A 25,917-nucleotide genomic window follows, 5' to 3' on the forward strand; every position below is an offset into this window, starting at 1 on the left:
GCGAAGGCCGGGGTCCAGTTGCGGGTCGGGTGCGGTTATGCGGGAAGGTCACCCAACTGGGCCCCGGCCTTCGCCGGGGTACATCCAGTTTGCTGGGTAAGGCTCCGCCCCACGCGACCGCGTACCCTCGCGCAGGCGGGGGTCCAGGGTTGCCTAAGACCGACGTCGGCCTGCTTGGCTCTGGATCCCCGCCTGCGCGGGGATACGGTTGGGAGGCGGAGCGTGTCGCCATCACATCCGGAAGATGCCGAACTGCGCCCGATCCGCAATCGGTGCATTCAGCGTCGCCGACAGCGCGAGGCCCAGCACGTCGCGGGTCTGTTCGGGCAGGATCACGCCGTCGTCCCACAGGCGGGCGGTGGCATACCACGGGCTGCCCTCGGCCTCATAGCGGTCGCGGACGGGGGCCTTGAACGCCTCGGCCTGCTCCGGCGTCCAGCTGTCGGCGTCGCGGTGGACGGTCGCCAGCACGCTCGCCGCCTGTTCGCCGCCCATCACCGAAATGCGGCTGTTGGGCCAGGTGAACAGGAAGCGCGGGGAATAGGCGCGGCCGCACATGCCGTAATTGCCGGCACCGAAGCTGCCGCCGATCAGCACGGTGAGCTTGGGCACCTGCGCGGTCGCCACCGCGGTCACCAGCTTCGCGCCGTGCTTGGCGATCCCCTCCGCCTCATATTTCCCGCCGACCATGAAGCCGGAGATGTTCTGGAGGAAGAGGAGCGGCGTGCGGCGCTGGCAGGCGAGTTCGATGAAATGCGCGCCCTTCTGCGCGCTTTCGGAGAACAGCACGCCGTTGTTGGCGAGGATCGCAACCGGCATCCCCCAGATGCGGGCGAAACCGCAGACGAGGGTCGTGCCGTAGAGCGGCTTGAATTCATGCAGTTCCGATCCGTCGACCAAGCGGGCGATGACCTCGCGCACGTCATAGGGCGCGCGGACGTCGGTGGGGATGATGCCGGCAAGGTCGGCCGGATCGTGCAGCGGCGGGCGCGGTTCGGCCAGCGCCATCTCCGCGCGGCGCGGCGGTGGCAGGGTCGCGACGATGTCGCGCACGATCAGCAGCGCCTGTTCGTCGTCCTCCGCCACATGATCGACCACACCCGACTTGCGGCCATGGGTATCGGCCCCGCCCAGTTCCTCGGCACTGATGACCTCGCCGGTCGCGGCCTTGACCAAAGGCGGGCCGGCAAGGAAGATCGTGCCCTGGTTGCGCACGATCACCGTTTCGTCGGACATGGCGGGGACATAGGCACCGCCGGCGGTGCAGCTGCCCAGCACGCAGGCGATCTGCGCTATGCCCTTCGCCGACATCGTCGCCTGGTTGAAGAAGATGCGGCCGAAATGGTCGCGGTCGGGAAAGACCTCGGCCTGATGCGGCAGGTTCGCGCCGCCGCTGTCGACCAGATAGATGCACGGCAGATGGTTTTCGGTCGCGATCTCCTGTGCGCGGAGATGCTTCTTGACCGTCATCGGGAAGTAGGCGCCGCCCTTTACCGTCGGGTCGTTGGCGACGATCATCACCTGCCGGCCATGGACCTGCCCCACGCCGGCAATGACGCCCGCCGCCGGGGCCTCGTCGCCATACATGCCATTCGCCGCCAGCGCGCCGACTTCGAGGAACGGCGATCCGGCATCGAGGACGCGGTGGATGCGGTCGCGGGGCAGCAGTTTCCCACGGGAAACATGACGCTCGCGGCTGCGCTCCGGCCCGCCCAGCGCGGTCGTCGCGATCCGCTGGCGCAGCTCGTCGGCCAGCGCGGCATTATGCGCGGCATTGGCGGCGAAACCGTCCGAGTTCCGGTCGATCAGGCTCGGCAGCACCGTCATTGTGCGCGCGTCCCCTCGCCCAGCAATTCGCGACCGATCAGCATCCGACGAACTTCGTTGGTACCCGCGCCAATGTCGAGCAGCTTCGCATCGCGGAAATAGCGCTCGACCGGCCAGTCCCGGGTGTACCCTGCCCCGCCCAGCGCCTGGATCGCGTCATTGGCGACCTTCACCGCATTTTCCGACGCGAGCAGGATCGCGCCCGCCGCATCGTGGCGGGTGGTGCGGCCGGCGTCGCACGCCTTCGCCACGGCATAGACATACGCACGGGCGGAATTGAGCGCGACGGACATGTCGGCGATCTTGCCCTGCATCAGCTGGAACGCGCCGATCGGTTTGCCGAACTGCTTGCGCTCCGCGACATAGGGCAGGACGGTGTCGAGGCACGCCTGCATGATGCCCAGCTGAATGCCCGACAGCACGACGCGTTCGTAATCGAGGCCGCTCATCAGCACGCCGACGCCGCCGTTCAGCGGACCCATGACATTCTCATCGGGCACGAAACAGTCGTTGAAGACCAGCTCGGCAGTCGGCGAGCCGCGCATCCCCATCTTGTCGATCTTCTGCCCGATCGAGAAACCGGCGAAATCCTTTTCGATCAGGAAGGCGGTGATCCCCTTCGATCCGGCGTCCGGCTGGGTCTTGGCATAGACGACCAGCGTCGCGGCATAGGGGGCGTTGGTGATCCAGAATTTGGTGCCGTTCAGCCGCCAGCCGCCATCGACCTTGTCGGCGCGCAGCTTCATCGAGACGACGTCGGACCCGGCGCCGGCTTCGGACATAGCGAGCGATCCGACATGCTCGCCGCTGATGAGCTTCGGCAGATATTTCGCCTTTTGCTCGGGGTTTCCCCAGCGCGCGATCTGGTTAACGCATAGGTTGGAATGCGCGCCATAGGACAGGCCGACCGAGGCGGAGGCCCGCGCCACTTCCTCACACGCGACGACATGTTCGAGATAGCCGAGGCCGAGGCCGCCATCTTCCTCCTTGACGGTGATGCCGTGCAGGCCGAGCGCGCCCATTTCGGGCCATAGCTCGATCGGGAAGCGGTCCTCCGCATCCACCGCCGCCGCGATCGGGGCGATCCGGTCGGCGGCAAAGCGCTGCGTGGTCTCGCGAATGGCATCGGCCATCTCGCCGAGCGCGAAATCGAGCATGTCTCTCTCCAATGGTCCGGTCTGTGCCGGATCGTATCTGTCGTTACTATTAGGCCGGGTCAGGGGGTTAGCGCAAGCATGGCATCGTCACCCCGGGCTTGACCCGGGGTCCCGCTTCTTCTGCGGCCGGGGGTAGCAAGCGGGACCCCGGATCAAGTCCGGGGTGACGAAGATGATAGGGTTTCGAACTCACCGCAGTGCGCTGCCCATCGGGCCATCCAGACAACGCAGGACCGCGGCACGATCGAACGTCGCTGCGGCAGGCGTGTCCATCGGGGCGATGTCGACCGGGCGGCCGATCGCGACCGCGCCGAAGCGGCGGTCGGCCTGCCCCGCACAGCGTTTCGCGGCAGTCAGCAATTTGGGTGGCGTCGCCCAGCCTTCGTATGACAGGCGGAATGTGCCCCAATGGATCGCGATACCCCGCGACGCGCCCAATCGGCCGAACACGTCGAGCGCATCGACCGGGCCGATATGCGCACCGCTGGCCATCTGGCCCGGCTGGAACCGGAACGCGCCGATGGGGATCAGCGCGAGGCGGATCGGGCCGAGCGCCCTCGCCTCCTCCACCCACGTCCCATCGCCCATGCCGGTGTCGCCGGCGAAGAACAGATTGCCACCGGGCAGTTCGACCACGAATGCCGACCACAGGGCGCGGTTGCGGTCGACGAACCAGCGGCTGGACCAGTGATGGTTGCGCACGACATGGACGGTCGCCCCGCCGATCCGCTCCGCCTGTCGCCAGTCGAGCGCGGTCGCCTCCATCCCCGCACCGCGCAGGATCGCGTCGTTGCCGAGGCTGGTGACGATGGCCGGGCGGTCGCGATCGTACAGCTTCTTCAGCGTCGACAGATCGAGATGGTCGTAATGATTGTGGCTGATGAGGATCAGATCGATCTTCGGCAGGTCGGCCAGCGCGATGCCGGGGGCCGCCACCCGCTTCGGACCGAAGCCGAACGGGCCGGCACGCTCGCTCCACACCGGATCGGTCAGGATGTTGAGGCCGGGCGTCTGCACCAGCACCGACGCATGGCCGATCCAGGTAACGCGCATCGGCGTGGCCGCGGGGTCGCGCGCCGGACGGGTAGCGGCGGGAAGTAGCTCGGCAGGTTTTGCGGGGGTCACCGGGACCCGCACCGGCCAGTCCGGGCGGCCGTCCGTGCCTGTCACCTGTTGCCAGAGATAATGGGCGCGGCCGCCGGTGGGGCGCGACGTATCCTCGCCATCGGGATTGAAGAAGCGCGCGCCATCGAAATGATCGCCCGCCACCCCCTGATAATAGATGCGATCGAGAAAGCGCGGGACGATCGTCACGGCCAGACAGAGTGCCGCCATGATCCACACGCCGGTCCAGACCAGCCCCCTGACGATGCGCCCCATCATGCCCGAACGCGTTCCCCGAACAATCGATGCGACCGGCATCTTGTGTTGCTCATTTACCACACCATATCGCCGACAACATCACAGGGGAGTATCCCATGAACCTAGAGAAATTCACCGACCGCGCGAAAGGATTTTTGCAGGCCGCGCAGACGGTGGCGATCCGCAATTCGCACCAGCGGATCAGCCCCCAGCATATCCTCAAGGCCCTGCTCGACGACGAACAGGGCATGGCGTCGGGCCTGATCGCCGCTGCCGGGGGTGACGCGCGCCGGGCGAACGCCGAAACCGATGCCGCGCTGGCCAAAGTGCCGGCAGTGTCGGGATCGGGCGCGCAATCCTCGCCGGGCCTCGACAACGATACCGTGCGCCTGCTCGATCAGGCCGAGCAGATCGCGAGCAAGGCGGGCGACAGCTTCGTCACGGTCGAGCGGCTGTTGCTCGCGCTTACCCTGTCGAACGGCGCGGCGGGCAAGGCGCTGACCAGCGCCGGGGTGACGCCGCAGGGGCTGAACGCCGCGATCGACAAATTGCGCGGCGGGCGTACGGCGGACACCGCCGGGGCCGAGGATCGCTATGATGCCCTCAAGAGATTCGCCCGCGACCTGACGGCGGCGGCGCGCGACGGCAAGCTCGATCCGGTGATCGGCCGTGACGAGGAAATCCGCCGCACGATCCAGATCCTCGCCCGCCGGACCAAGAACAATCCGGTGCTGATCGGCGAACCCGGCGTGGGCAAGACCGCCATCGCGGAAGGCCTCGCGCTGCGCATCGCCAATGGCGACGTGCCCGACGGCCTTAAGGACCGCAGCCTCATGTCGCTCGACATGGGGTCACTGATCGCCGGGGCCAAATATCGCGGCGAGTTCGAGGAGCGGCTGAAAGGCGTCCTCGACGAGGTGAAGGGCGCCGAGGGGCAGATCATCCTGTTCATCGACGAGATGCACACGCTGATCGGTGCGGGCAAGTCCGAAGGGGCGATGGATGCCGGCAACCTGCTGAAGCCCGCCCTTGCGCGCGGCGAACTGCACTGCATCGGCGCGACCACGCTCGACGAATATCGCAAGCATGTCGAAAAGGACCCCGCGCTGCAGCGGCGGTTCCAGCCGGTGTTCGTCGGCGAGCCGACCGTCGAGGATACGATCAGCATCCTGCGCGGCCTCAAGGAGAAATACGAGCTGCACCATGGCGTGCGGATCACCGATGGCGCGCTGGTGTCGGCGGCTACCCTGTCGAACCGCTACATCACCGACCGCTTCCTGCCCGACAAGGCGATCGACCTGATGGACGAGGCCGCCAGCCGTATCCGCATGGAGGTGGAGAGCAAGCCCGAGGAGATCGAGAGCCTCGACCGCCGCATCCTGCGCATGAAGATCGAGCGCGAGGCGCTGCGCCGCGAGAGCGATGCCGCGAGCATCGACCGGCTCGACACGCTGGAAGAGGAACTGGCCAATCTCGAGGAGCAGCTGGCCGGCCTTACGACCCGCTGGCAGGCCGAGCGCGACAAGATTTCGTCGGAGGCGAAGCTGAAGGAACAGCTCGATGCCGCGCGCGTCGCGCTGGACCAGGCGCAGCGGTCGGGCGACCTCGCGAAGATGTCGGAGCTGACCTACGGCACCATCCCGACCCTGGAAAAGCAGCTGGCCGAGGCGGCGGGCGCGTCGGCGGGCGCGATGCTGCGCGAGGAGGTGACCGCCGACGACATTGCCGGCGTCGTCAGCCGCTGGACCGGGATTCCGGTCGACCGGATGCTGGAGGGCGAGCGCGAGAAGCTGCTGAACATGGAAGAGGCGCTGGGCAAGCGGGTGATCGGGCAGGCCGATGCCGTGCGCGCCGTCGCCACCGCGGTGCGCCGTTCGCGCGCCGGTTTGCAGGACCCGAACCGGCCGCTGGGGTCGTTCCTGTTCCTGGGGCCGACGGGCGTGGGCAAGACCGAGCTGACCAAGTCGCTGGCCGAGTTCCTGTTCGACGATCCCAACGCGATGGTGCGGATCGACATGAGCGAGTTCATGGAAAAGCACGCGGTCGCCCGGCTGATCGGTGCCCCTCCGGGCTATGTCGGCTATGAGGAAGGCGGCGTGCTGACCGAAGCCGTCCGCCGCCGCCCCTATCAGGTCGTGCTGTTCGACGAGGTCGAGAAGGCGCATGGCGACGTGTTCAACATCCTGCTGCAGGTGCTGGACGATGGTCGCCTGACCGATGGGCAGGGCCGCACGGTCGATTTCTCGAACACGATCGTGATCCTGACGTCGAACCTCGGGTCGCAATATCTGACCAACCTTGCCGACGGGCAGCCGGTCGAGGAGGTCGAGCCGCAGGTGATGGACGTGGTGCGGGCGCACTTCCGGCCCGAATTCCTCAACCGGCTGGACGAGATCATCCTGTTCCACCGGCTGGCGGCGGACCACATGGCGCCGATCGTCGACATCCAGGTCGGCCGCGTCGGCCGCCTGCTGGCGGACCGCAAGGTAAAGGTCGAACTGACCGACGCCGCGCGGAGCTGGCTGGGGCGGGTCGGCTACGACCCGGTATACGGCGCACGGCCATTGAAACGCGCGGTACAGCGCTATTTGCAGGACCCGCTCGCCGACCTGATCCTGCGCGGCGAGGTCCGCGATGGATCGACCGTGCGGGTGGATGAGGGTGACGGGGCGCTGAGCCTGAGCGTCGGGTAACGAAAAAAGGGCGCCTCCCCCAAAAGGGAAGGCGCCCTTCATCCTACGTATCTACTCGATCAGAAACGGAACCGCGCACCGGCGGTGTAGCGGCGACCGAACAGATCGAAGTTCGGCGACGTTTCCAGACCGGTCGGGGTACCGAACGGCGTTCCCGGCAGATACTGCGGCTTCGTGTCGAACAGATTGTCGACGTTGAAGTAGAAAGTGAACGTCTTACCGACATCCTGGCTGATCTGAATGTTGTGCAGCCAATAATCCTTGACGTCGTTCAGCGCGCGAACCGCAGGATCGTTGCTGATGAAGCCGTTCACGACAAATGGACCGCCGCTGGTGAAGGTCGACTGCCAGCTAAAGCCAGTGCCGTTCGTCTGATAGGTGGCACGAGCATTCAGGCGATGGGTCGAGGTGCCGGCGCCGAACGACCCTGCGAACTCGTCTTCGGGTGCCGACGGATCGGTCCGTGTCTTGTAGTCAAGCAGGTAGGTGTAGTTCGCAACAACGGACAGCAAATCCTCGCTCGACAGGCCCAACGGCTGCGAATAGCGCAGGCTGGCATCCACACCCCGGACCTTGAACCCCGCGATGTTAATCAGTTGTGCGTTGACCGTCTGCAGATAGCCGGTCGACGCGAAACGGATGACGTTATCGCAATAGACGCTTTGGCCGGTCGAGAGACACTTTTCGACCGTGTCCGACCGGTCCAGCGTCGAGATGGCACCGTCGACACGGATATCGAAATAATCGGCTGTGAACTGCAGGCCTCGCACGAACGCCGGCGTGTAGGTGAAGCCTGCCGTGATGGTCTTGGCGGTCTCTTCCTGCAGGTTGCGATTGCCGCCGACAAAGCCGTTGATGCCCTGAGTATCCGCCAGCGTATAGGCGAAGGTGCCGTTCGGGTTGGCGGCGAAGAACGCTGCGATGCCCGGAACGGTGCGGCAGGCTGCGTCGGTCGCCCCGGTCGAGGTACGGGTGATGCCATCGCAAGGATCGGTAACGCCCGCGAAGGTTTCCGACGGCGCGCTGAACAGTTCCGAGTTGTTCGGGGCACGGTTGGCCACCGCGTAGCGACCGCGGAAGCGGAAGCCGTTAAACGGTTCCCATTCGGCACCCGCGTTCCAGCTGAGAACGCCACCGACCGTCGAGTAATCCGAATAACGGATTGCGCCGGCGACACCCAGATATTTGAAGAACGGCCGATCGGAGAGCAGCGGCACGTTGAGTTCGCCGAAGACTTCGCGAACGTCCTGCGACCCGCGAAGATCGGGGATTTGGTTGCCCGAGTTGCCGCCGGTGTTGGTCAGCGCATCGAGGTCGTCGACCACGGATTCATACCGATATTCGACGCCAACGGCCAGACCGACGCCTCCCGCGCCCAGATCGAACAGCGAGCTGTTCGAGATGGATGCCGTGACGACATGCTGTTCGTTGGTGATGTCTTCCGACTTCGGGATCACCGCCTGGACATAGGCGGCGGCACGGGGATCCGCGGTCCCGCGACCGAACAGGTTGATCGGGATACAGCCATTCGCACGCGCATCAGCGTCGCGGCAGATGATGTCGACACCAACAACATTGCCGTTGCCAACCCGAATCGAGTCCAGCGACTGGCGATAGCGGGCGGTATCGATATCCTCGCTGGCGTTGAAGTCGTTCAGATGCCCATAGACGTAGCTGACATCGTAGTTGAAGTCGGAGCCCAGATCGCCCCGGACACCGGCCACGGCACGCCAGGTGTTACGCTCGGCGCGGTTGCTGCGATCGAACACGTCATTCTGGCGACGACGGAAGCCGAGCGATGAGACGTTGTTGTTGGGATCGGCATCCGAGTTCGCAGCGGCAATCGCCTGCGCCACCGTCGTCGGGATGAACGCGTTGGTGATCGGAATACCGCCCGATGCATAGACGTCTGTGTTGGCGAGGGCGAACGGTTCGATCGAGGAGTTGGACGCCGTGCGACCGAACGTCACTTCGGCATAGGCCTGCATGCCGCTGGTGACTTCGTAGTTGAAAATGCCGCTGACGAGATAGCGTTCCAACGGCACGGCGATACGACGCAGACCGTTACGGTTGAAGCCGAACTGCCCCGATTGATACCCGCTGAGCAGCGCCAGCGATCCGTCCGGACGATAGGAGAAGTTGTTGTTATTGCCCGGCAGCACACGAACCGACCCGCCATTTGCGCCGAGCAGCTGGAACTGGCCCTGCGGCGCGAACGAGCTGTACGAACCCGGACCGCAGACCAAATTGGCGCAGTCCTGCGACGAAATGGCCCGGTCAGCCGACTTGAGGCCGTTGTCCCGGTCGTAGGAGAAGTTGATCATGGCGTTGCCACGGTCATCCGCACCCCATTTGGTGCCGCCGGTCACGCTGATGAAATAACGCCCATTGTCTCCGCGTTCTGTCACACCGCCCTGCGCACGGACCTGTAGTCCTTCGAAGCTGTCACGCAGGATGAAGTTCACCACGCCCGCGATGGCGTCCGACCCATAGACCGCAGCCTGACCGCCCGTGATGTTGTCGACGCGCTCCAGGAAATCGGTCGGAATGTTGTTGATGTCGACAGCGGTATCGCCACCGAAGCCACCGACGAAACGGCGCCCGTTGACGAGGACGAGGGTACGGTTCGACCCGAGCCCACGAAGGTTCACGGTCGAGATACCGGTGCCCGAGGTCAGGAAGTTCGTGTTGGTCCGGGTCGAGCCGATCGCGACCTGGGGCAATTCGTTCAGAATGTCCGAAACGTTCTGCGCGGCGCGCTGCAGGATTTGCGCGCTGTTGACCGTCGTGACGGGAACAGGCGAATCGATTTCGGGGCGCGCAATGCGCGATCCGGTCACGAGGATTTCCTTGTCCTCACCTTCGCCGGCCTGCTGCCCGTCCGCGCTGGTCGCGTCCGGGGAGACCTGTGCCCATGCGGGCGTTGCGAAACCGATCATCAGTGTAGACGCGAGCAAGGCGACGCGAACGGTCTGCTTCATAATTTTCGTTTCCCCTTAGCACCGTAACCATGGTGCAATGTTGAGAAACTAACGGTCCAAAAACTTGCGATGCAATCTGTTAAAGATGCCGGAACAATCAAAAGACGAGCAACGTGCTTTTTCGGTAACAGTGGCAACTACCCGATGTTGCACATCAGAAGTTTACAACCATCTGATTCAGCGAGACTATTAGGAATACTGCCATAATCAATATACCTGTATTGTGATTTTTCGATTTATGCACCGATAACCGGATGGTGAAGATCATTAGTGTTGCCGTATTATATCAGCAACACAATAATCGGTTTGGGTAGATGCAGGAAGGTGGACACAAGAAAAGGGCGCCCCGTTGCCGGAGCGCCCCACAGTTTCACCAAGGTCGGCGGGTTTAGAAGTCGACCCGCGCACCGACGCGCACGAAGCGGCCGAGGATGTTCGCGCCGGCCCAGGCCGGGTTGTACTGGTTGATGCTGTAGCCCGCGCTGGGGTCGAAGGGCGCCTTCAGGTCGAGGATGTTCAACACGTTGGCGTAGATCGAGAAGCGATCGTTGACCTTCAGGGTCGCCGACATGTCGACGTTCCACGTTTCCGGGCCCTTGCAGAGAACCGGGGTCACGTTGTCGCGATAGGTCACGACCGACGCGCCGATGCTGCCCAGGCAGTCGCCCTTCGTACCGTCATAGTCGATCGAGGCGAGGTCGTAGCCGCTGGTGTAATAGGCCGTGACCGACACGGTCGCGGGACCCATTTCCAGCGTGTTCTGCCACGTCGCGCGCCAGCGCGGCGAACCTGAGCAGGAGGTGACGTCGCACGGGCTGAGCGTACCGGCATAACGCTGGCGGTTGCCGTTCTCGGTCACGCGGTCGAAGTTGATGAGATAGGTGCCTTCGAACCCGCTGACGAGGCGGACGGTGTCGCTGAACGGGAAGTTCACGTTCACGCCGAGGTCGATACCCGACACTTCCTGCGAGTCGCCGTTCTGGAACGACGATTCGATGAAGCCGAGATGCGGCAGGGCGTTCGGGTTTTCGTTGTCGACCAGACCCGGACGGACGTTGATGCCCGGTACGTTCACGACGCCGTTGTTGGCGTAATATTGTTCGAACACGCCGGTATCGTCGGCGGCGCCGATGATGCCCTTGATCTTGATGTTGAAGTAATCGACCGTCAGGCTGACGCGGCGGATCGGTTCGAAGATCGCGCCGACCGTCCAGCTGGTCGACTTTTCAGGGTCGAGCGCCGGATTGCCTTCCGTCGTCTGCCCGACCGAGAACTGGCCGGTCGCGTAGTTGTTGCCACCATGCGCGGCGATGAAGGCGGCCTGTGCCGGATTCTTCGCATCGAGCTGGCGCGTGATGTAGCCGGTGGTCGGCAGGCCGAACGCTTCGTTGAAGCTCGGGATGCGGAACCCCTTCGACCAGGTACCGCGGATCGCGGCCTGCGGGATCGGCGTGAACTTCGCGCCGAACTTTGGCGAGAAATTCTTCTGGCCCGACGAATAGTCGTCATAGCGGCCCGAGGCGTTGACCTCGAACTGCTTCACGATCGGCGCGCTGACTTCGTAGAAGGCCGACTTGACGTTGCGGCTGCCGATCGCACCCACCGAGTTCACGCCATAATAGCGATCATAGGGGTTGGAGTCGTTCGCCGGGTTCGCGCTGGGGTTGTTGATCGATTCGTGGCGATAGGCGACGCCGACCGCCGTCTGCAGCGGACCGCCGGGCAGCTGGAACAGATCCTTCGAGATCGTGCCCTGTGCCTGCCACAGGTCCGACGTCGAGCGGGTCTCGTTCAGCGGCGCGATATAGTCGCGGATTTCCTGCGAGTTCAGTTCGGGATTGACGAAATTGTAGGTGCCGCGCGCCACGACGTCGAGGATGCGCTGCGGGATCAGGTAGTTGGCCTGACGAATGTCGAGCTGGACGTTCGAGGCGGTGAAGTCCGCCGCATAGCGCCAGTCGTCACCGAACGAGCCCGACACGCCGACGACGCCGCGCAGCGCGCGTGCCTTCGATTCGATTTCGCGCGTACGATCGTAGAGCGACAGGATCTGCGCGCGCTGACCCGCTGCCGCGAACGGGTTGTTGGGGTTGAGCGTGCCGTTGGTCGCGTTGCAACCGGTGTTCAACATGTCGAGCGTGCCGACGCCATTCGCGCAGACATAGGTCGGCAGGAACAGCGGGTTCAGCAGGACCGATCCCGGCGGGGTCGTCTGGTTGTTGAAGCCCAGCGGGGTGAGCTGCGTGCGCGTGATCGTCTGGTAATAGTTCGCGATCGCGTAGAATTCGGCGCGGTCGCCGAGCTTCGCGGTGAACCGACCGGCAAAGCCCAGACGGTCCTGATCGGGCAGCAGCTGCGCATACTGGCTGCGGAAGTCCTGCTGGCACTGGACCGGGCCGGCGGTGGCCGACGCGCCGGTCGGCACGTTGACCGCGACGAGATCGCGGCAACCGGCAGCGGCGTTCAGCAGGTTGTAGCGGGTCGTGCCCGTGCCGGTCGCGTCCACGCCGCGGACGACGGGAACGGTGGTGCTGAGCAGGCCGTTGAAGCCGCCATCGGCGTTGAAGCCGTTGCGGATGCCGTTGGCGCGGCAGGTGACGGTGCCCGCCGCGATCGCGGTCTGGGTGATCGTACCGGCAGCGTTGCGGATTTCCGGGCGACCGATCGACGGTGCGCACTGGCTGCTGAGATCGGCGGTGTTGTACGGGAAACCACGATCGCGGGCATAGAGCGCTTCGTTGCGCTGATATTCGCCGTTGACGTAGAAGTTGAAGCCCTGCTCTTCCAGGTCGCCATAGCCAAGCGTCAGGTCGATCCGCTGTTCGGCGGCATCGCCCCGCTGCGAGATACCGGCCGAGCCGTTCAGGTGGACGCCCTGAATCTGCTTCTTGGTGATGACGTTGATGACACCCGCGACCGCGTCGGCGCCATAGGTCGACGATGCGCCGTCGCGCAGCACTTCGATGCGCTCGATGATCGCGTTCGGGATCGTGTTCGGGATCGTGTTCAGATCGACGAAGTTGCGGTGGCCGTCATCCGCCAGCGGATAGGGCGCCATGCGCAGGCCGTCGAACACGGTCAGCGTCGACTGCACGGTCAGGCCGCGCAGCGAAACCGCGTTCGCACCGGTCGCGAAGTTGTTGCCGGTGTTCCAGCCCTGCGAGATCGTGCCGGCACCGTTGGCCGACAGGCGCTGCACCGCTTCGGCGACGGTGTTGATGCCGCGCAACTGGAGCGATTCCGCGCTCAGCACGGTGACCGGAGACGGGGTTTCCGCGTTGGTACGACGCAGGATCGAACCGGTGACGACGATTTCCTGCTCGCCATCGCCCTGGTTTGCGGTGGTTGCCGGAACCGTGGTCGGCTGGGCGGGCGGTTCGTCGCCCGTTGCGGTCGACTGGGCGAAGGCCGGTGCGGCGATCGTGCTGACGATGAGCGCGGACAAAGCCGCTCCGTGGCGCAACGACGTGCGCATTGAGATGGCAACCATGGAAACAGCAATCCCCTTAAACCCAGACGGGCGTTCCAAGCAGCCGGCCCGCATCGTTGGCGGGCCGAACGTGGCAAGTATCAGTCGTTACAAGGGGATTTGTAAATACGGCTCACCGTATTTCTAAAATATCATGTCAGCTGTAACCAATCCGCAACACAATGTCATGCAACGGATATAATGCCGAAACGATCCGGCTGGTGCGGCGTGCCGGCGTTGCCATCCCGCCCAGCGTAGCGGGATGGTTGCGACACGAACCGTGGAGATGGCGTCAGAGAAAGCTCGCCCGTACCCCGTCGATGACGAACTGCGCCGCCAGCGCGGCCAGCAGTACGCCCAGCAGGCGGGTGATGACCGCTTCGATCCGGGCGCCCAGCAGCTTCATCAGCGGACCCGCAGCCAGCAGCGCCGCCAGCGTCAGCGCGAGGATCGTGGCGAGCGCGCCGAGCACCACGGCCCGCGCGGTCCAGTCTCCGACCTGGCTCATCAGCAGCATGACCGACGCGATCGACCCCGGCCCGGCGATCATCGGCATCGCCATCGGGAAGGTGGAGACGTCCTCCACCTCCGGCGTCTCGATGATCTTCTGCGCGCGGTCCTCGCGACGCTGGGTACGCTTTTCGAACACCATTTCCAGCGCGATCAGGAACAACATGATGCCGCCGGCGATGCGGAAGCTGTCGAGGCTGATGCCCAGCGCCTTCAGCAGCGCCTGTCCGAACAGCGCGAACACGACGAGGATCGCGGTGGCGATGCCGACCGCGCGGATCGCCATCGTGCGGCGCTGGATATCGGACGCGCCGGTAGTGAGGCCCGCATAGATCGGCGCGCAGCCCGGCGGGTCGATCACCACGAAAAAGGTGATGAGCGACGAGACGAACAGCTCGATCACAGCGTGGTGTCGTCGAAGGCGATGCCTTCCCGCCGATGCGCCGCGACCAGCGTGTTGCGCAACAGGCAGGCGATGGTCATCGGCCCGACGCCGCCCGGTACCGGGGTGATCGCGCCAGCGACCGCCTTGGCCGAGGCGAAATCGACATCGCCGACCAGCCCCGCATCGGTGCGGTTGATGCCGACATCGATGACGGTCGCGCCGGGCTTGATCCAGTCGCCGGGGACGAAATTCGCCCGGCCCACCGCCGCCACGACGATATCGGCGCGGCGCACATGGTCGGCGAGGTCGCGGGTGCGCGAATGGGCGATGGTGACGGTGCAGCTCTCGGCGGTCAGCAGCGCCGCCATCGGCTTGCCGACGATGTTCGAGCGGCCGACGACGACCGCGCCCATGCCCGACAAATCGCCCAGCACATCGCGCAGCAGCAACAGGCAGCCATAGGGCGTGCACGGCACCATCCCCGGCAGTCCGGTTGCCAGCCGTCCGGCATTGACCGGGTGGAAGCCGTCGACATCCTTGTCCGGGTCGATCGCCAGCAGCACGGCATCGCTGTCGAGATGCTTCGGCAAAGGCAGCTGGACGAGGATGCCGTCGACCGCCGGATCGGCGTTCAGCTGCTCGACCAGCGCGATCAGCTCGTCCTGCCCCACATCGGCGGACAGGCGGTGTTCGAAGCTGGCCATGCCCGCCTCGCGCGTCGCCTTGCCCTTCGAGCGGACATAGACGGACGATGCCGCATCCTCCCCGACCAGCACGACCGCGAGGCCGGCCGGGCGACCGGCGGCGGCCGCGAAGGCGGCGGCATGGGTGGCGACACGCGCGCGCAGGTTCGCGGCGAAGGCTTTTCCGTCGATGATCCGGGCAGTCATGGCGGTTGCATAGAGGGTGTGGCGAGGGTTCGCCAGTCCCGGATTGCCCCAAGCGCGCGTCACCCCGGGCTTGACCCAGGGTCCCGCTTCTTCTTCATCCGACAATCGTTGGAGAGAGATCACGCCAGTCGGGGTTGCTGCGCTCGATCAGGTCGAACTTCCAGTCGCGATGCCAGCGTTTCATGCGCTTCTCCTGTGCGATGCAGGCGAGGATGTCGCCGCCGCGGTCGGCCCAGACGAGGCGGTCGAGATTGTATTTGGAGCAATGGATCGACCCGCCGCCCGTGCGATGCTGGTGGATGCGTGTCGCGAGATCAGCGGTGACCCCCACGTACGTCACGCCGCGATAGCGGTCGGCCATGATGTACACCCGGCCGCCCCGCATCTCTTTTGCCATGTCGCGAGGAAAGAAGAAGCGGGACCCCGGGTCAAGCCCGGGGTGACGTATGAGCGCATAGGATGCACCTCCACGTCAAAATACACCGCACCTGCGAAACGATTTCACCCGACCCCGCGTTCATCGGACCGATGCCGTACCAAGACCTCCCTCCCCCGCCCGCCGGCCTGCTCGACGATGCCGGCCTGTTCCTCGATTTCGACGGCACGCTCGTCAAACTGGCCGACAAGCCCGATGGCGTGACCGTCGACCCGGCGCTCCGGGCGCTGCTCGCCCGCCTGCCCGCCCGGCTGAAGGGCCGCGTCGCGATCGTCAGCGGTCGGTCCATCGAACAGATCGACGGCTTTCTGGGCGACACCATCCGCGACTTCGCGGTCGTCGGCAGCCATGGCGCGGAAATCCGCCCCGCCGGCGGCACCACCCTCCTGCCCGACCGCCCCGCAAGCTTGAGCGCGGCCGAACGCGCCTTTACCGACCGCTTCGCCGACGATCCCCGGATCGTGATCGAGATCAAGACATTGGGCGTCGCGATCCATTATCGGGGGGCCCCCGAGGTCGAACAGGAGGCGCACGCGCTGGTCGATGCCTTCGCCCAGCGCGACGGGCTGACGGCGCAGGCAGGCAAGATGATGATCGAATTGCGCATGGCCGGCCATGACAAGGGCACCGCGATCGCGACCCTGTGCGAGGACGCACCCTTTGCCGGGCATTCGCCCGTCTTCGTCGGCGATGACCTGACCGACGAACCGGGCATGGTGGTCGCCGCGCATCATGGCGGGGCGGGCATCCTGATCGGACCGATGCGCGACACCGCCGCCGCCTACCGGCTGGACGATGTCGCCGCCTTCCTCGACTGGCTGGAGAACAACGCATGACCGCGACGATGGACCTTTGGCCGATCGGTAATTGCCAGGTGTCGGCGCTGGTCGACCGCAACGGGCGCTTCGTGTGGGGCTGCCTGCCGCGGGTCGATGGCGATCCCGCCTTTTCCTCGCTGCTGGACGACCGGCGGCGCGGATCGGACGGGGCGTTCGGTTTCTGGGAAATCGACCTCGACGGCTGTGTCGAGACGCAGCAGACCTATATCCGCAATACGCCGGTGCTGGTGACGCGCCATGTCGATGCGGACGGCAATGCGATCGAGGTCGTCGACTTCTGTCCGCGCTTCAAGCGGCATGACCGGATGTACCGCCCGGTCGCCTTCTGCCGGATCGTCCGCCCGCTGGCCGGTTCCCCTCGCATCCGCGTCCGGCTGCGCCCCTCGGTCGACTGGGGCAGCGCGCCGGCCGAGCGCACGCGCGGGTCGAACCATATCCGCTACCTGCTGGATCAGGAGGCGATCCGCCTGTCGACCAGCGCACCGGTCGGCTGGATCGAGGACGAGCGGCTGTTCCGCGTCGAGCGCACGCTGCACTTCTTCCTCGGCCCGGACGAAAGCTTCGCCGACGAACTGCCCGCCTCGGTCGAGCGGATGCTGAAGAACACCATCGACGAATGGCGCCACTGGGTGCGCGGCCTCGCCACGCCGGTCGAATGGCAGCAGGCGGTGATCCGCAGCGCGATCACGCTCAAGCTGTGCCAGCATGAGGAAACCGGCGCGATCGTCGCCGCGCTGACCACGTCGATACCCGAACATGCGAATAGCGGGCGCAACTGGGACTATCGCTACTGCTGGATTCGCGACGCCTATTATACGGTGCAGGCGCTGAACCGCCTCGGCGCATTGGACGTGCTGGAGGGGTATCTCGAATATCTGCGCAACATCGTCGACAATGCCGCCGACGGGCAGATCCAGCCGCTCTACGGTGTGGGTGGCGAGGCGACTTTGGTCGAGCGCGAGGCCGAGGGGCTGGACGGCTATCGCGGCATGGGGCCGGTGCGGGTCGGCAACCAGGCCTATGAACAGGTCCAGCACGACGCGTACGGCCAGATCATCCTGTCGAACGCGCAAGGCTTCTTCGACCAGCGGCTGTTCCGCGTCGGCAAGCAGGCCGATTTCGAGGCGCTCGAACCCATTGGCGAGCGGGCGTGGCAAGCCTATGACAAGCCCGACGCAGGTCTCTGGGAACTGCGCACCAAGAGCCATGTCCACACCTACAGCGCGGCGATGTGCTGGGCGGCGTGCGACCGGCTCGCCAATGTCGCCGGCACGCTGGGGCTGACGGAGCGCGAGACCTTCTGGCGCGACCGGGCGACCGCGATGCGCACCAAGATCGAGCGCGAGGCATGGCGGCCCGAGACGAACCGCATGTCGGCGACCTTCGGCGGCGACGACCTCGACGCCAGCATCATCCAGCTGCTCGACCTGCGCTTCCTCGAACCCAGCGACCCGCGCTTCATCGGCACGCTGGAGGCGGTGGAAAAGGGCCTCCGGCGCGGCAGCCACATGCTGCGCTATGCGATCGAGGATGATTTCGGCCTGCCGCACACCGCGTTCAACGTCTGCACCTTCTGGCTGATCGAGGCGCTGCACGCGACCGGCCGCGACGAGGATGCGCGCGAGCTGCTGGAAGAGATGCTGTCGCGCTGCACGCCTGCGGGTCTGCTGTCCGAGGATATCGACCCCGAAACCGGGGAACTCTGGGGGAATTACCCGCAAACCTACTCGCTGGTCGGCATGATCAATTCCGCCGTCCTGTTGAGCAAGTCATGGAATGTCGTCAGATGAGTCGCCTTATCGTCATCTCGAACCGGGTGCAGGCCCCGCAGCCGGGCACCGGCGGCGGCGCGCAGGGCGGGCTGGCCGTCGCGCTGAACGCCGCATTGGCCGAAGAGGACGGCATCTGGTTCGGCTGGTCGGGCGACACCAGCGACAATCGCGAACTGCGGTTCCAGACCTATGGCGGCGTCACCAGCGCGGTGATGGATCTGTCGGAGCAGGACGTCGAGGAATATTATGACGGCTATGCCAACCGCACCTTGTGGCCGCTATTCCACTACCGATTGGACCTGACCGAGTTCGAACGCGATTTCCAGGGCGGCTATGAACGCGTAAACCGCGTGTTCGGCGAGCGTATCGGCCCGCATATCGAGCCGGACGATCTGGTGTGGGTCCATGATTACCACATGATCCCGCTCGGCTGGGTGTTGCGGCAACAGGGGATCACCAACCGCATCGGCTTCTTCCTGCACATTCCCTGGCCGCCGCGACGGTTGCTGACCGCGCTGCCCGACCATCGCCGCATGGTCGAGGCGCTGTTCGCCTATGACGTGGTGGGGTTCCAGAACGAGGAATGGCTCGACAGCTTCTTCAACTATGTGAAGGAGGAGATGGGCGGCACCATCGACGGCAACAACGTCACCGTCGGCGGGCGCACCATCTGCGCGATCAGCTGCCCGATCGGGATCGAGGCGAAGGACTTCATCGCCGGGGCCGCCGGGCCGGTCGCGCGCGCGGCACAATTGAACCAGCTGGAAAGCGCGGTCGGGCGCAGCCTGATCGTCGGGGTCGACCGGCTGGACTATTCGAAGGGGCTGCCGGAGCGGTTCGCCGGTTACGAACGCTTCCTGCAGAACCATCCCGACCGGCGGGCTTTGGTCTATCTGCTGCAGATCGCGCCGCCGTCGCGCACCGCGGTGCAGACGTACCGCGACATCCGCAACACGCTGGAACAGATGTCGGGGCGGATCAACGGCGCCTATGCCGATACCGACTGGGTCCCGATCCGCTATGTGAACAAGGGCTATCCGCGCGAGGTGCTGGCCGGCATCTATCGTGCGGCGCGCATCGGGCTGGTGACGCCGCTTCGCGACGGCATGAACCTGGTGGCGAAGGAATATGTCGCCGCGCAGGACCCGCGCGATCCGGGCGTGCTGATCCTGTCGCGCTTTGCCGGCGCGGCGCAGCAGCTGTCGGTCGGCGCGCTGATGGTGAACCCCTACAGTGCCGAGGATATCGCCGACGGCATCGACAAGGCGCTGAGGATGCCGCGCGCCGAACGCATCGACCGGTGGCAGGCGATGATCGAGAATGTCGTCGACGAGGACGTCATCTGGTGGCGCAAGCGGTTCATCGGCGCGCTGTCGGCGGAGTAGGTCGGCGCGACGCCCTTTCCGTGGCGTCACCCCGGGCTTGACCCGGGGTCCCGCTTATACCCGCCGCCAGAAGAAGAAGCGGGACCCCGGATCAAGTCCGGGGTGACGATGGTGGGGGGCGAACCGCCCGCCCCACCCCAATCGCCGTTCCCGCGCAGGCGGGAACCCATAGACGCTAACGGTTCAGGTAGAATTGCAAGCGTCAGCGTCTATGGATTCCCGCCTTCGCGGGAATGACGGGAGGGCCGGACTCACGCCCTCTCGAGCAACCGCTCCTTCGCGATCTTCTCCCGCCACACCAGCGGCGCGAGGTGGTGGACATTCTGCCCTTCGCTGTCGACCGCGACGGTGACCGGGAAATCCTGCACCTCGAACTCGTAGATCGCTTCCATGCCGAGGTCCTCGAACCCGACGACCTTCGACCCCTTGATCGCGCGGGCGACGAGATAGGCCGCACCGCCCACCGCCATCAGATAGGCTGACTTGGCTTCCGCGATAGCCTTGGTCGCATCCGCACCACGCTCGGCCTTGCCGACCATCGCCAGCAGCCCCTGGTCGAGCATCATGCGGGTGAACTTGTCCATGCGGGTGGCGGTGGTGGGGCCGGCCGGGCCGACCACTTCCTCGCCGACCGGATCGACCGGCCCGACATAATAGATGACTCGCCCACGGAAATCGACGGGCAGCTCCTCGCCCTTCGCCAGCATGTCGGCGATCCGCTTGTGCGCCGCATCGCGGCCGGTCAGCATCTTGCCGTTGAGCAGCAGCCGGTCGCCATGTTTCCACGTCGCGACGACTTCCGGGGTCAGCGTGTCGAGATCGACGCGGATCGCCGCCTTGTCCGGCGTCCAGTTGACGTCGGGCCAGTCGGCAAGGTTCGGCTGTTCCAGATAGGCCGGACCGCTGCCGTCCAGCGTGAAATGCGCGTGACGGGTCGCGGCGCAGTTGGGGATCATGGCGACGGGCTTGGAGGCGGCGTGCGTCGGCCAGTCGAGGATCTTGACGTCCAGCACGGTCGACAGGCCGCCCAGCCCCTGCGCACCGATGCCGAGCGCATTGACCTTGTCCATCAGTTCGATGCGCAGCGCCTCGACATCGGTCTGGGGGCCGCGCGCCTTCAGCTGGCCCATGTCGATCGGGGCCATCAGCGATTCCTTGGCCAGCAGCATCGCCTTTTCGGCGGTGCCGCCGATGCCGATGCCGATCATGCCCGGCGGGCACCAGCCGGCCCCCATTTGCGGGATCATCTCCAGCACCCAGTCGACGATCGAATCGCTGGGGTTCATCATCTTGAACTTGGACTTGTTTTCCGACCCGCCGCCCTTGGCCGCGACATCGACGGATACCGTGTCGCCGGGCACCATTTCGACGTGCAGCACCGACGGCGTATTGTCCTTCGTATTGCGGCGGGTGAACGCCGGGTCGGCGAGGATCGATGCGCGCAGCTTGTTTTCCGGGTGCAGATACGCACGGCGCACGCCTTCGTCGACGACCTCCTGCAACGACCGGTCGCTGTCGAGGCGGCAATTCTGGCCCCATTTGACGAACACGGTGACGATGCCGGTATCCTGGCAGATCGGGCGATGCCCCTCCGCGCACATCCGGCTGTTGGTCAGGATTTGTGCGATCGCGTCCTTGGCCGCCGGGCTGGTCTCGGCGGCATAGGCTTCGCCCAGCGCGCGGATATAGTCCATCGGGTGATAATAGCTGATGAACTGCAGCGCGTCGGCGACGCTGTCGATCAGGTCGGCTTCGGTGATGGTTACGGTCATCGGGATCGGTCCGTGTCTGTCCAGAAAAATCTTTCCCGCCCTACAGGGGGACCGCGCCCGCTTGCAAAGAATTCGTTCATTCATCGCGCGCTATCCTCCTTTGGTAGCATGGCGGAGGACGCACATTGACGGGCGGCGGTTTGAAGGCGGCATTGCGATCGCTGGTCCAGGGGACCGACGACAGCGCACGCGCGCCCGCCGACCGGGCCGAACGGCTGCTGCGCGAGGCGGAGAATCACAGCCCGAACTGGTTCTGGCAGACCGATCGCAACGGGCGCATCGCGTATCTGAGCGACAAGATCGTCGCGGTGTTCACCGGAATCGGGATCGATCCGATGGGCAAGCCGCTGGTCGACCTGTTGCGGATCGCCGGCGACGATGCGGCACAAGCCCCCCCGCCGGGCGACGCCGAACGTACCATCGCCTTCCATTTTTCGGCGCGCACCGCCTTTACCGACTATGCCGTCGCCCCGGCATCGCGCGGTCCGGGCGAGCATCACTGGACCGTCTCGGGCAGCCCGTTCACCGACCCTTATGGCCGGTTCGAAGGGTTCGTCGGCACCGGAACCGACCTTGCCGCCGTGCGCCAGTCGGACGCCGCGATCACCCGCCTCGCCCTGTTCGACAGCCTGACCGGGCTGGCCAACCGGCAACGGATGCGGATGTCGCTGGAACAGACGCTGGCCCAGCCTAGCTATGACGGTACCGCGCTGTTCCTGCTCGATCTCGACCGGTTCAAGGCGGTCAACGACACGATGGGCCATCCGGTCGGCGACGCATTGCTGAAACAGGTGGCGCAGCGGCTGCTGCGCACGGTCGGCGATGCCGGGCTGGTCGGGCGGCTGGGCGGCGACGAATTCCAGGTCGTCCTGCCGCGCATCGGCAGCCGGGCGGAAATGGCCACGCTGGCGCAGGCGATCATCACCGCGCTGTCGCAACCCTATTTCCTGAACGGTGCCGCCGTATCGATCGGCTGTTCCGTGGGCATCGCCGTATCGCCCGATCACGGTGTCGACCCCGACGCGCTGGTCGCCAATGCCGACCTCGCGCTCTATGCCGCCAAGGGCGCGGGACGCGGGGTCGCGCGCTTCTTCAACGACGCGATGCTCGATGGCGAACGGTCGCGGCGGCAGATGGAATCCGACCTCCGCGTCGCACTGTCGCTCGACCAGATGCGGGTCGTCTATCAACCGGTGGTGGCGCTGGACGACAGCCGCATCACCGGGTTCGAGGCGCTGTTGCGCTGGGAACATCCGACGCGCGGCACGTTGCTGCCGCACGAGTTCCTGCCCATCGCCGAGGAATGCAAGCTGATCGAATCGATCGGCGAATGGGTGTTGCGCACCGCGTGCCACGACGCCGCCGCCTGGCCGGGCGACACCCGGCTGTCGGTCAACCTGTCGGGCACGCAGTTCGCCAACCCCGCCCTGCCCGCGATCATCGCCAACGCCGTCGCCCGCTCGGGCCTGCCGGCCGAACGGCTCGAACTCGACCTCGAGGAAGCCGCCGTGCTGCGCGACGTGCCGGCCGCGATCGGCACCTGCGCGGCGCTGCACGGCATCGGCGTGCGGATCGCGCTCAACGATTTCGGCGCGGGGCCGGGGTCGATGTCCTGCCTGCGCCGCGTCCCGTTCGACCGGATCAAGATCGACCGGTCGTTCGTGCGCGGGGTCGGCGACCCCGAAGGGCGCAACGCCGCCGTCGTCCGGGCGATCGCGACGATGGCCGACGCGCTCGGCATCGACACCACCGCCAAGGGCGTCGAATATCACGACGAACTGACCGTCCTGCGCGAACTCGGCTGTTCGGAGGTGCAGGGCTTCGTCTATGGCCAGCCGCTCGATGGCGCCAATGCGGCGGCGCGCCTGCTAGACGAGGGCGGCGCGCTCACCCCGCGCGGTCCCAAGGCACCCCGCCTGCCCCGTACCCGGATGCTGCGGTCGACCACGATCGAGGTGAACGGCACGCGCCGCTCCGCCCGCATCCGCGACCTGTCGAGCAACGGCGCGCTGATCGACCTGATCGATTTCGACGAATCGGCGATCGGCACGACGCTCAGGATCGATATCGGCGGTGGCCAGTGGACGGCGGCGACGCTGCGCTGGGCAGAGGACGGGCGCGCCGGGCTGCATTTCGACCATCCGATAGTCGTGGAACGCCGCACGACCATCCGCCGGGCGGCGGGGCGCGGCACGGGCCAATAGGACGTCCCGCCGCATCGCGCCCATCTCCCCTTGATCGCCCTGCATCGCCCCGATAGCGGTCGGCCATGACCACCCAGCCCCTGCCCGCCACCGAAGACGAAGCCCGCGCCGAACTGGCCGAGCTGGCCGACCGTATCGCGCGGGCCGACACCGCCTATCATGGCGAAGACGCGCCGGAGATGACCGACGCCGATTATGACGCGCTGGTCCGCCGCAACCGCGCGGTCGAGGCGGCGTTCCCGGCCCTGGTGCGCAGCGATTCGCCCTCGCTGCGGGTCGGCAGCACGCCGGCGGGGCATCTGGCCAAGGTCGCCCATGCCCGGCCGATGCTCAGCCTCAACAACGCCTTCGCCGATGAGGACGTGGCGGAATTCGTCGCCAGCATCCGCCGCTTCCTGCGCTTGTCGGACGACGAAGCCGTCGCGATGACCGCCGAGCCGAAGATCGACGGCCTGTCCTGTTCGCTGCGCTATGAAGACCGCCGGCTGGTCCGCGCGCTGACGCGGGGCGACGGTGCGGTGGGCGAGGACGTGACCGCCAATGTCGCGACCATCGCCGACATTCCGCAGACGCTGCCCGACGCCGCGCCGGCGGTGTTCGAGGTTCGCGGCGAGGTCTATATGGCGAAGGACGATTTCGCCGGCCTCAACGCCCGGCTGCTGGCCGAAGCGGTCGACCCGGCCAGGGCGCGGCAATTCGCCAATCCGCGCAACGCTGCCGCCGGATCGCTGCGGCAGAAGGATGCCGCCGTCACCGCATCGCGCCCGCTCAAGTTCCTCGCGCATGGCTGGGGCGAGGTCGCGGCCCTCCCCGCCGATAGCCAGGCCGGCGTGGTCGCGGCGCTCCGCGACTGGGGCTTCCCGATCGCCGATGCGTTCCAGCGGTGCGACGGTGCGACCGAAGCGCTCGCCGTCTATCGCGCGATTGAGGCGGCGCGTGCCGACCTGCCCTACGACATCGACGGCGTGGTCTATAAGCTCGACCGGCTCGACTGGCAGGAGCGGCTGGGGTTCGTCGGCCGCGCACCACGCTGGGCCGTCGCGCACAAGTTCCCGGCCGAACGCGCGCAGACGACGCTGAAAGCCATCGACATTCAGGTCGGCCGCACCGGCGCGCTGACCCCGGTCGCGCGGCTGGAGCCGGTGACGGTCGGCGGCGTCGTCGTCACCAACGCGACACTGCACAATGCCGACGAGATCGAGCGGCTGGGCGTCCGCCCCGGCGACCGTGTCGTGGTGCAGCGCGCGGGCGACGTCATCCCGCAGATCGTCGACAACCTGACCCGCGAGGAAGCGCGCACCCCCTGGACCTTCCCGACCGAATGCCCCGAATGCGGCTCGCTCGCCGAACGCGGCGAAGGCGAAGTCGTCGTGCGCTGCACCGGCGGCCTCGTCTGCCCGGCGCAGCGGGTCGAACGGCTGATCCATTTCGTGTCGCGCCATGCCTATGACATCGCCGGGCTGGGCCTCGTCCGGGTCGAGGAGTTCTTTCGCGACGGCCTGATCGCCTCGCCCGCCGATATCTTCCGCCTCCACACCCACCGCGAGGCGCTGGTCCAGCGCGAGCGCATGTCCGACCTGGTCGTCGACAAGCTCCTCGCCGCGATCGACGCGCGGCGCAGCATCGGCCTCGACCGCTTCCTCTTCGCGCTCGGCATCCGCCATGTGGGGGAGGTGACCGCCCGCGACCTCGCCCGCCGCTACGGTACGATCGAGGCGTTCCTCGACATGATCGAGCGCGCGCTGGCGGTTCGTGCCGAAACCGTGCCCGCAATCGGCGAGAATGATCGCAAATTCGTGCTGCGTCGCGGCCGCGCGCTGGTGGCAGCGGTCGAGACGGCGGGCATCGGCCCCGAAGTCGCCGACGCACTGCTCGCCTTCTTCGCCGAGGAACATAACCGCGCGGTCGTCGACGACTTGCTGCGCGAAGTGACCCCGACCCCGGTCGAACACAAGGCGGTCGCCTCCGAACTGACTGGCAAGACTGTCGTCTTCACCGGCAAGCTCGAAACCTTGAGCCGCGACGAGGCGAAGGCACAGGCGGACGCGCTGGGCGCGCGCGTATCGGGATCGGTATCGAAGAAGACCGACTTGGTCGTGGTCGGTGCCGATGCGGGATCGAAGCGGGCGAAAGCGGAGGAACTGGGTATCCGCGTGATCGACGAAGCAGCCTGGGCGGAGATCGTATCCGCTGCAACAACGTGACGTTTTTGCAACGCACCCAAAGAGACTGAGT

General features: G+C 66.0%; 15 protein-coding genes. 6 read left to right on the top strand and 9 right to left on the bottom strand.

Annotation, left to right across the window (positions count from 1 at the left end; all coding sequences use genetic code 11):
* Positions 1-231: 231 nt before the first annotated feature.
* The 3 genes from MF609_RS14660 to MF609_RS14670 form a co-directional block, all read right to left on the bottom strand.
* Positions 232-1,827, bottom strand: coding sequence for a carboxyl transferase domain-containing protein (locus MF609_RS14660; RefSeq protein ID WP_242417028.1), 1,596 nt, complete (start codon positions 1,825-1,827; stop codon positions 232-234).
* Positions 1,824-2,984, bottom strand: a complete 1,161-nt coding sequence (locus MF609_RS14665; RefSeq protein WP_242417029.1) for an acyl-CoA dehydrogenase family protein — start codon at positions 2,982-2,984, stop codon at positions 1,824-1,826. The genes MF609_RS14660 and MF609_RS14665 overlap by 4 nt, the downstream gene beginning before the upstream one ends.
* Positions 2,985-3,173: 189 nt before the next feature.
* Positions 3,174-4,364 carry an MBL fold metallo-hydrolase gene (locus MF609_RS14670; RefSeq protein WP_242417091.1) on the bottom strand — a complete coding sequence of 397 codons (1,191 nt, stop codon included), beginning with the start codon at positions 4,362-4,364 and terminating at the stop codon, positions 3,174-3,176.
* A 98-nt stretch (positions 4,365-4,462) separates the two neighbouring features.
* Between MF609_RS14670 and clpB the strand changes: the two genes are divergently transcribed.
* On the top strand, positions 4,463-7,039 hold the full coding sequence (gene clpB / locus MF609_RS14675) for an ATP-dependent chaperone ClpB (RefSeq protein ID WP_242417030.1): 2,577 nt from the start codon (positions 4,463-4,465) through the stop codon (positions 7,037-7,039).
* 59 nt (positions 7,040-7,098) lie between these two features.
* Here the strand turns inward: clpB and MF609_RS14680 are convergent, their stop codons facing one another.
* From MF609_RS14680 to MF609_RS14700, 5 genes are all read right to left on the bottom strand, one after another.
* Positions 7,099-10,020, bottom strand: coding sequence for a TonB-dependent receptor plug domain-containing protein (locus MF609_RS14680; protein ID WP_242417031.1), 2,922 nt, complete (start codon positions 10,018-10,020; stop codon positions 7,099-7,101).
* Between the two features lie 388 nt (positions 10,021-10,408).
* Complete coding sequence (locus tag MF609_RS14685) at positions 10,409-13,510, bottom strand: TonB-dependent receptor plug domain-containing protein (RefSeq protein WP_242417032.1); 3,102 nt, start codon at positions 13,508-13,510, stop codon at positions 10,409-10,411.
* A gap of 271 nt (positions 13,511-13,781) precedes the next feature.
* Positions 13,782-14,402 (bottom strand): MarC family protein, encoded by a 621-nt coding sequence (locus tag MF609_RS14690; protein WP_242417033.1) that lies wholly within the window; start codon positions 14,400-14,402, stop codon positions 13,782-13,784.
* Positions 14,399-15,274 (bottom strand): bifunctional methylenetetrahydrofolate dehydrogenase/methenyltetrahydrofolate cyclohydrolase FolD, encoded by an 876-nt coding sequence (gene folD / locus MF609_RS14695; protein ID WP_242417034.1) that lies wholly within the window; start codon positions 15,272-15,274, stop codon positions 14,399-14,401. Before folD ends, MF609_RS14690 begins: the two co-directional genes overlap by 4 nt.
* Positions 15,275-15,368: 94 nt before the next feature.
* On the bottom strand, positions 15,369-15,671 hold the full coding sequence (locus MF609_RS14700) for a GIY-YIG nuclease family protein (protein WP_242417035.1): 303 nt from the start codon (positions 15,669-15,671) through the stop codon (positions 15,369-15,371).
* Between the two features lie 131 nt (positions 15,672-15,802).
* On the opposite strand from MF609_RS14700, the gene otsB reads away from it, so the two are divergent.
* From otsB to MF609_RS14715, 3 genes are read left to right on the top strand one after another with little or no spacing between them, the layout of a single operon-like run.
* Positions 15,803-16,546, top strand: a complete 744-nt coding sequence (gene otsB / locus MF609_RS14705; RefSeq protein WP_242417036.1) for a trehalose-phosphatase — start codon at positions 15,803-15,805, stop codon at positions 16,544-16,546.
* Positions 16,543-18,339, top strand: a complete 1,797-nt coding sequence (locus tag MF609_RS14710; RefSeq protein ID WP_242417037.1) for a glycoside hydrolase family 15 protein — start codon at positions 16,543-16,545, stop codon at positions 18,337-18,339. Before otsB ends, MF609_RS14710 begins: the two co-directional genes overlap by 4 nt.
* Positions 18,336-19,706, top strand: coding sequence for an alpha,alpha-trehalose-phosphate synthase (UDP-forming) (locus tag MF609_RS14715; RefSeq protein WP_242417038.1), 1,371 nt, complete (start codon positions 18,336-18,338; stop codon positions 19,704-19,706). The genes MF609_RS14710 and MF609_RS14715 overlap by 4 nt, the downstream gene beginning before the upstream one ends.
* Positions 19,707-19,957: 251 nt before the next feature.
* On the opposite strand, the gene MF609_RS14720 is transcribed toward MF609_RS14715, so the two are convergent.
* On the bottom strand, positions 19,958-21,478 hold the full coding sequence (locus MF609_RS14720; protein WP_242417039.1) for a fumarate hydratase: 1,521 nt from the start codon (positions 21,476-21,478) through the stop codon (positions 19,958-19,960).
* Positions 21,479-21,603: 125 nt separating this feature from the next.
* Here MF609_RS14720 and MF609_RS14725 point away from each other — a divergent pair, with 125 nt between their 5' ends.
* Positions 21,604-23,682 carry an EAL domain-containing protein gene (locus MF609_RS14725; RefSeq protein WP_242417040.1) on the top strand — a complete coding sequence of 693 codons (2,079 nt, stop codon included), beginning with the start codon at positions 21,604-21,606 and terminating at the stop codon, positions 23,680-23,682.
* 65 nt (positions 23,683-23,747) lie between these two features.
* Positions 23,748-25,886, top strand: coding sequence for an NAD-dependent DNA ligase LigA (gene ligA / locus MF609_RS14730; protein ID WP_242417041.1), 2,139 nt, complete (start codon positions 23,748-23,750; stop codon positions 25,884-25,886).
* Positions 25,887-25,917 lie beyond the last annotated feature (31 nt).

This window comes from Sphingomonas panni (genome assembly GCF_022664435.1).
Lineage (GTDB): Bacteria > Pseudomonadota > Alphaproteobacteria > Sphingomonadales > Sphingomonadaceae > Sphingomonas > Sphingomonas panni.

Excerpts from the sequence above, each read along its gene's own strand:
- MF609_RS14660 (WP_242417028.1), bottom strand. The coding sequence starts at position 1,827 with ATGACGGTGCTGCCGAGCCTGATCGACCGGAACTCGGACGGTTTCGCC.
- MF609_RS14665 (WP_242417029.1), bottom strand. The coding sequence starts at position 2,984 with ATGCTCGATTTCGCGCTCGGCGAGATGGCCGATGCCATTCGCGAGACC.
- MF609_RS14670 (WP_242417091.1), bottom strand. The coding sequence starts at position 4,364 with ATGGGGCGCATCGTCAGGGGGCTGGTCTGGACCGGCGTGTGGATCATG.
- clpB (WP_242417030.1), top strand. The coding sequence starts at position 4,463 with ATGAACCTAGAGAAATTCACCGACCGCGCGAAAGGATTTTTGCAGGCC.
- MF609_RS14680 (WP_242417031.1), bottom strand. The coding sequence starts at position 10,020 with ATGAAGCAGACCGTTCGCGTCGCCTTGCTCGCGTCTACACTGATGATC.
- MF609_RS14685 (WP_242417032.1), bottom strand. The coding sequence starts at position 13,510 with ATGGTTGCCATCTCAATGCGCACGTCGTTGCGCCACGGAGCGGCTTTG.
- folD (WP_242417034.1), bottom strand. The coding sequence starts at position 15,274 with ATGACTGCCCGGATCATCGACGGAAAAGCCTTCGCCGCGAACCTGCGC.
- MF609_RS14700 (WP_242417035.1), bottom strand. The coding sequence starts at position 15,671 with ATGGCAAAAGAGATGCGGGGCGGCCGGGTGTACATCATGGCCGACCGC.
- otsB (WP_242417036.1), top strand. The coding sequence starts at position 15,803 with ATGCCGTACCAAGACCTCCCTCCCCCGCCCGCCGGCCTGCTCGACGAT.
- MF609_RS14710 (WP_242417037.1), top strand. The coding sequence starts at position 16,543 with ATGACCGCGACGATGGACCTTTGGCCGATCGGTAATTGCCAGGTGTCG.
- MF609_RS14715 (WP_242417038.1), top strand. The coding sequence starts at position 18,336 with ATGAGTCGCCTTATCGTCATCTCGAACCGGGTGCAGGCCCCGCAGCCG.
- MF609_RS14720 (WP_242417039.1), bottom strand. The coding sequence starts at position 21,478 with ATGACCGTAACCATCACCGAAGCCGACCTGATCGACAGCGTCGCCGAC.
- ligA (WP_242417041.1), top strand. The coding sequence starts at position 23,748 with ATGACCACCCAGCCCCTGCCCGCCACCGAAGACGAAGCCCGCGCCGAA.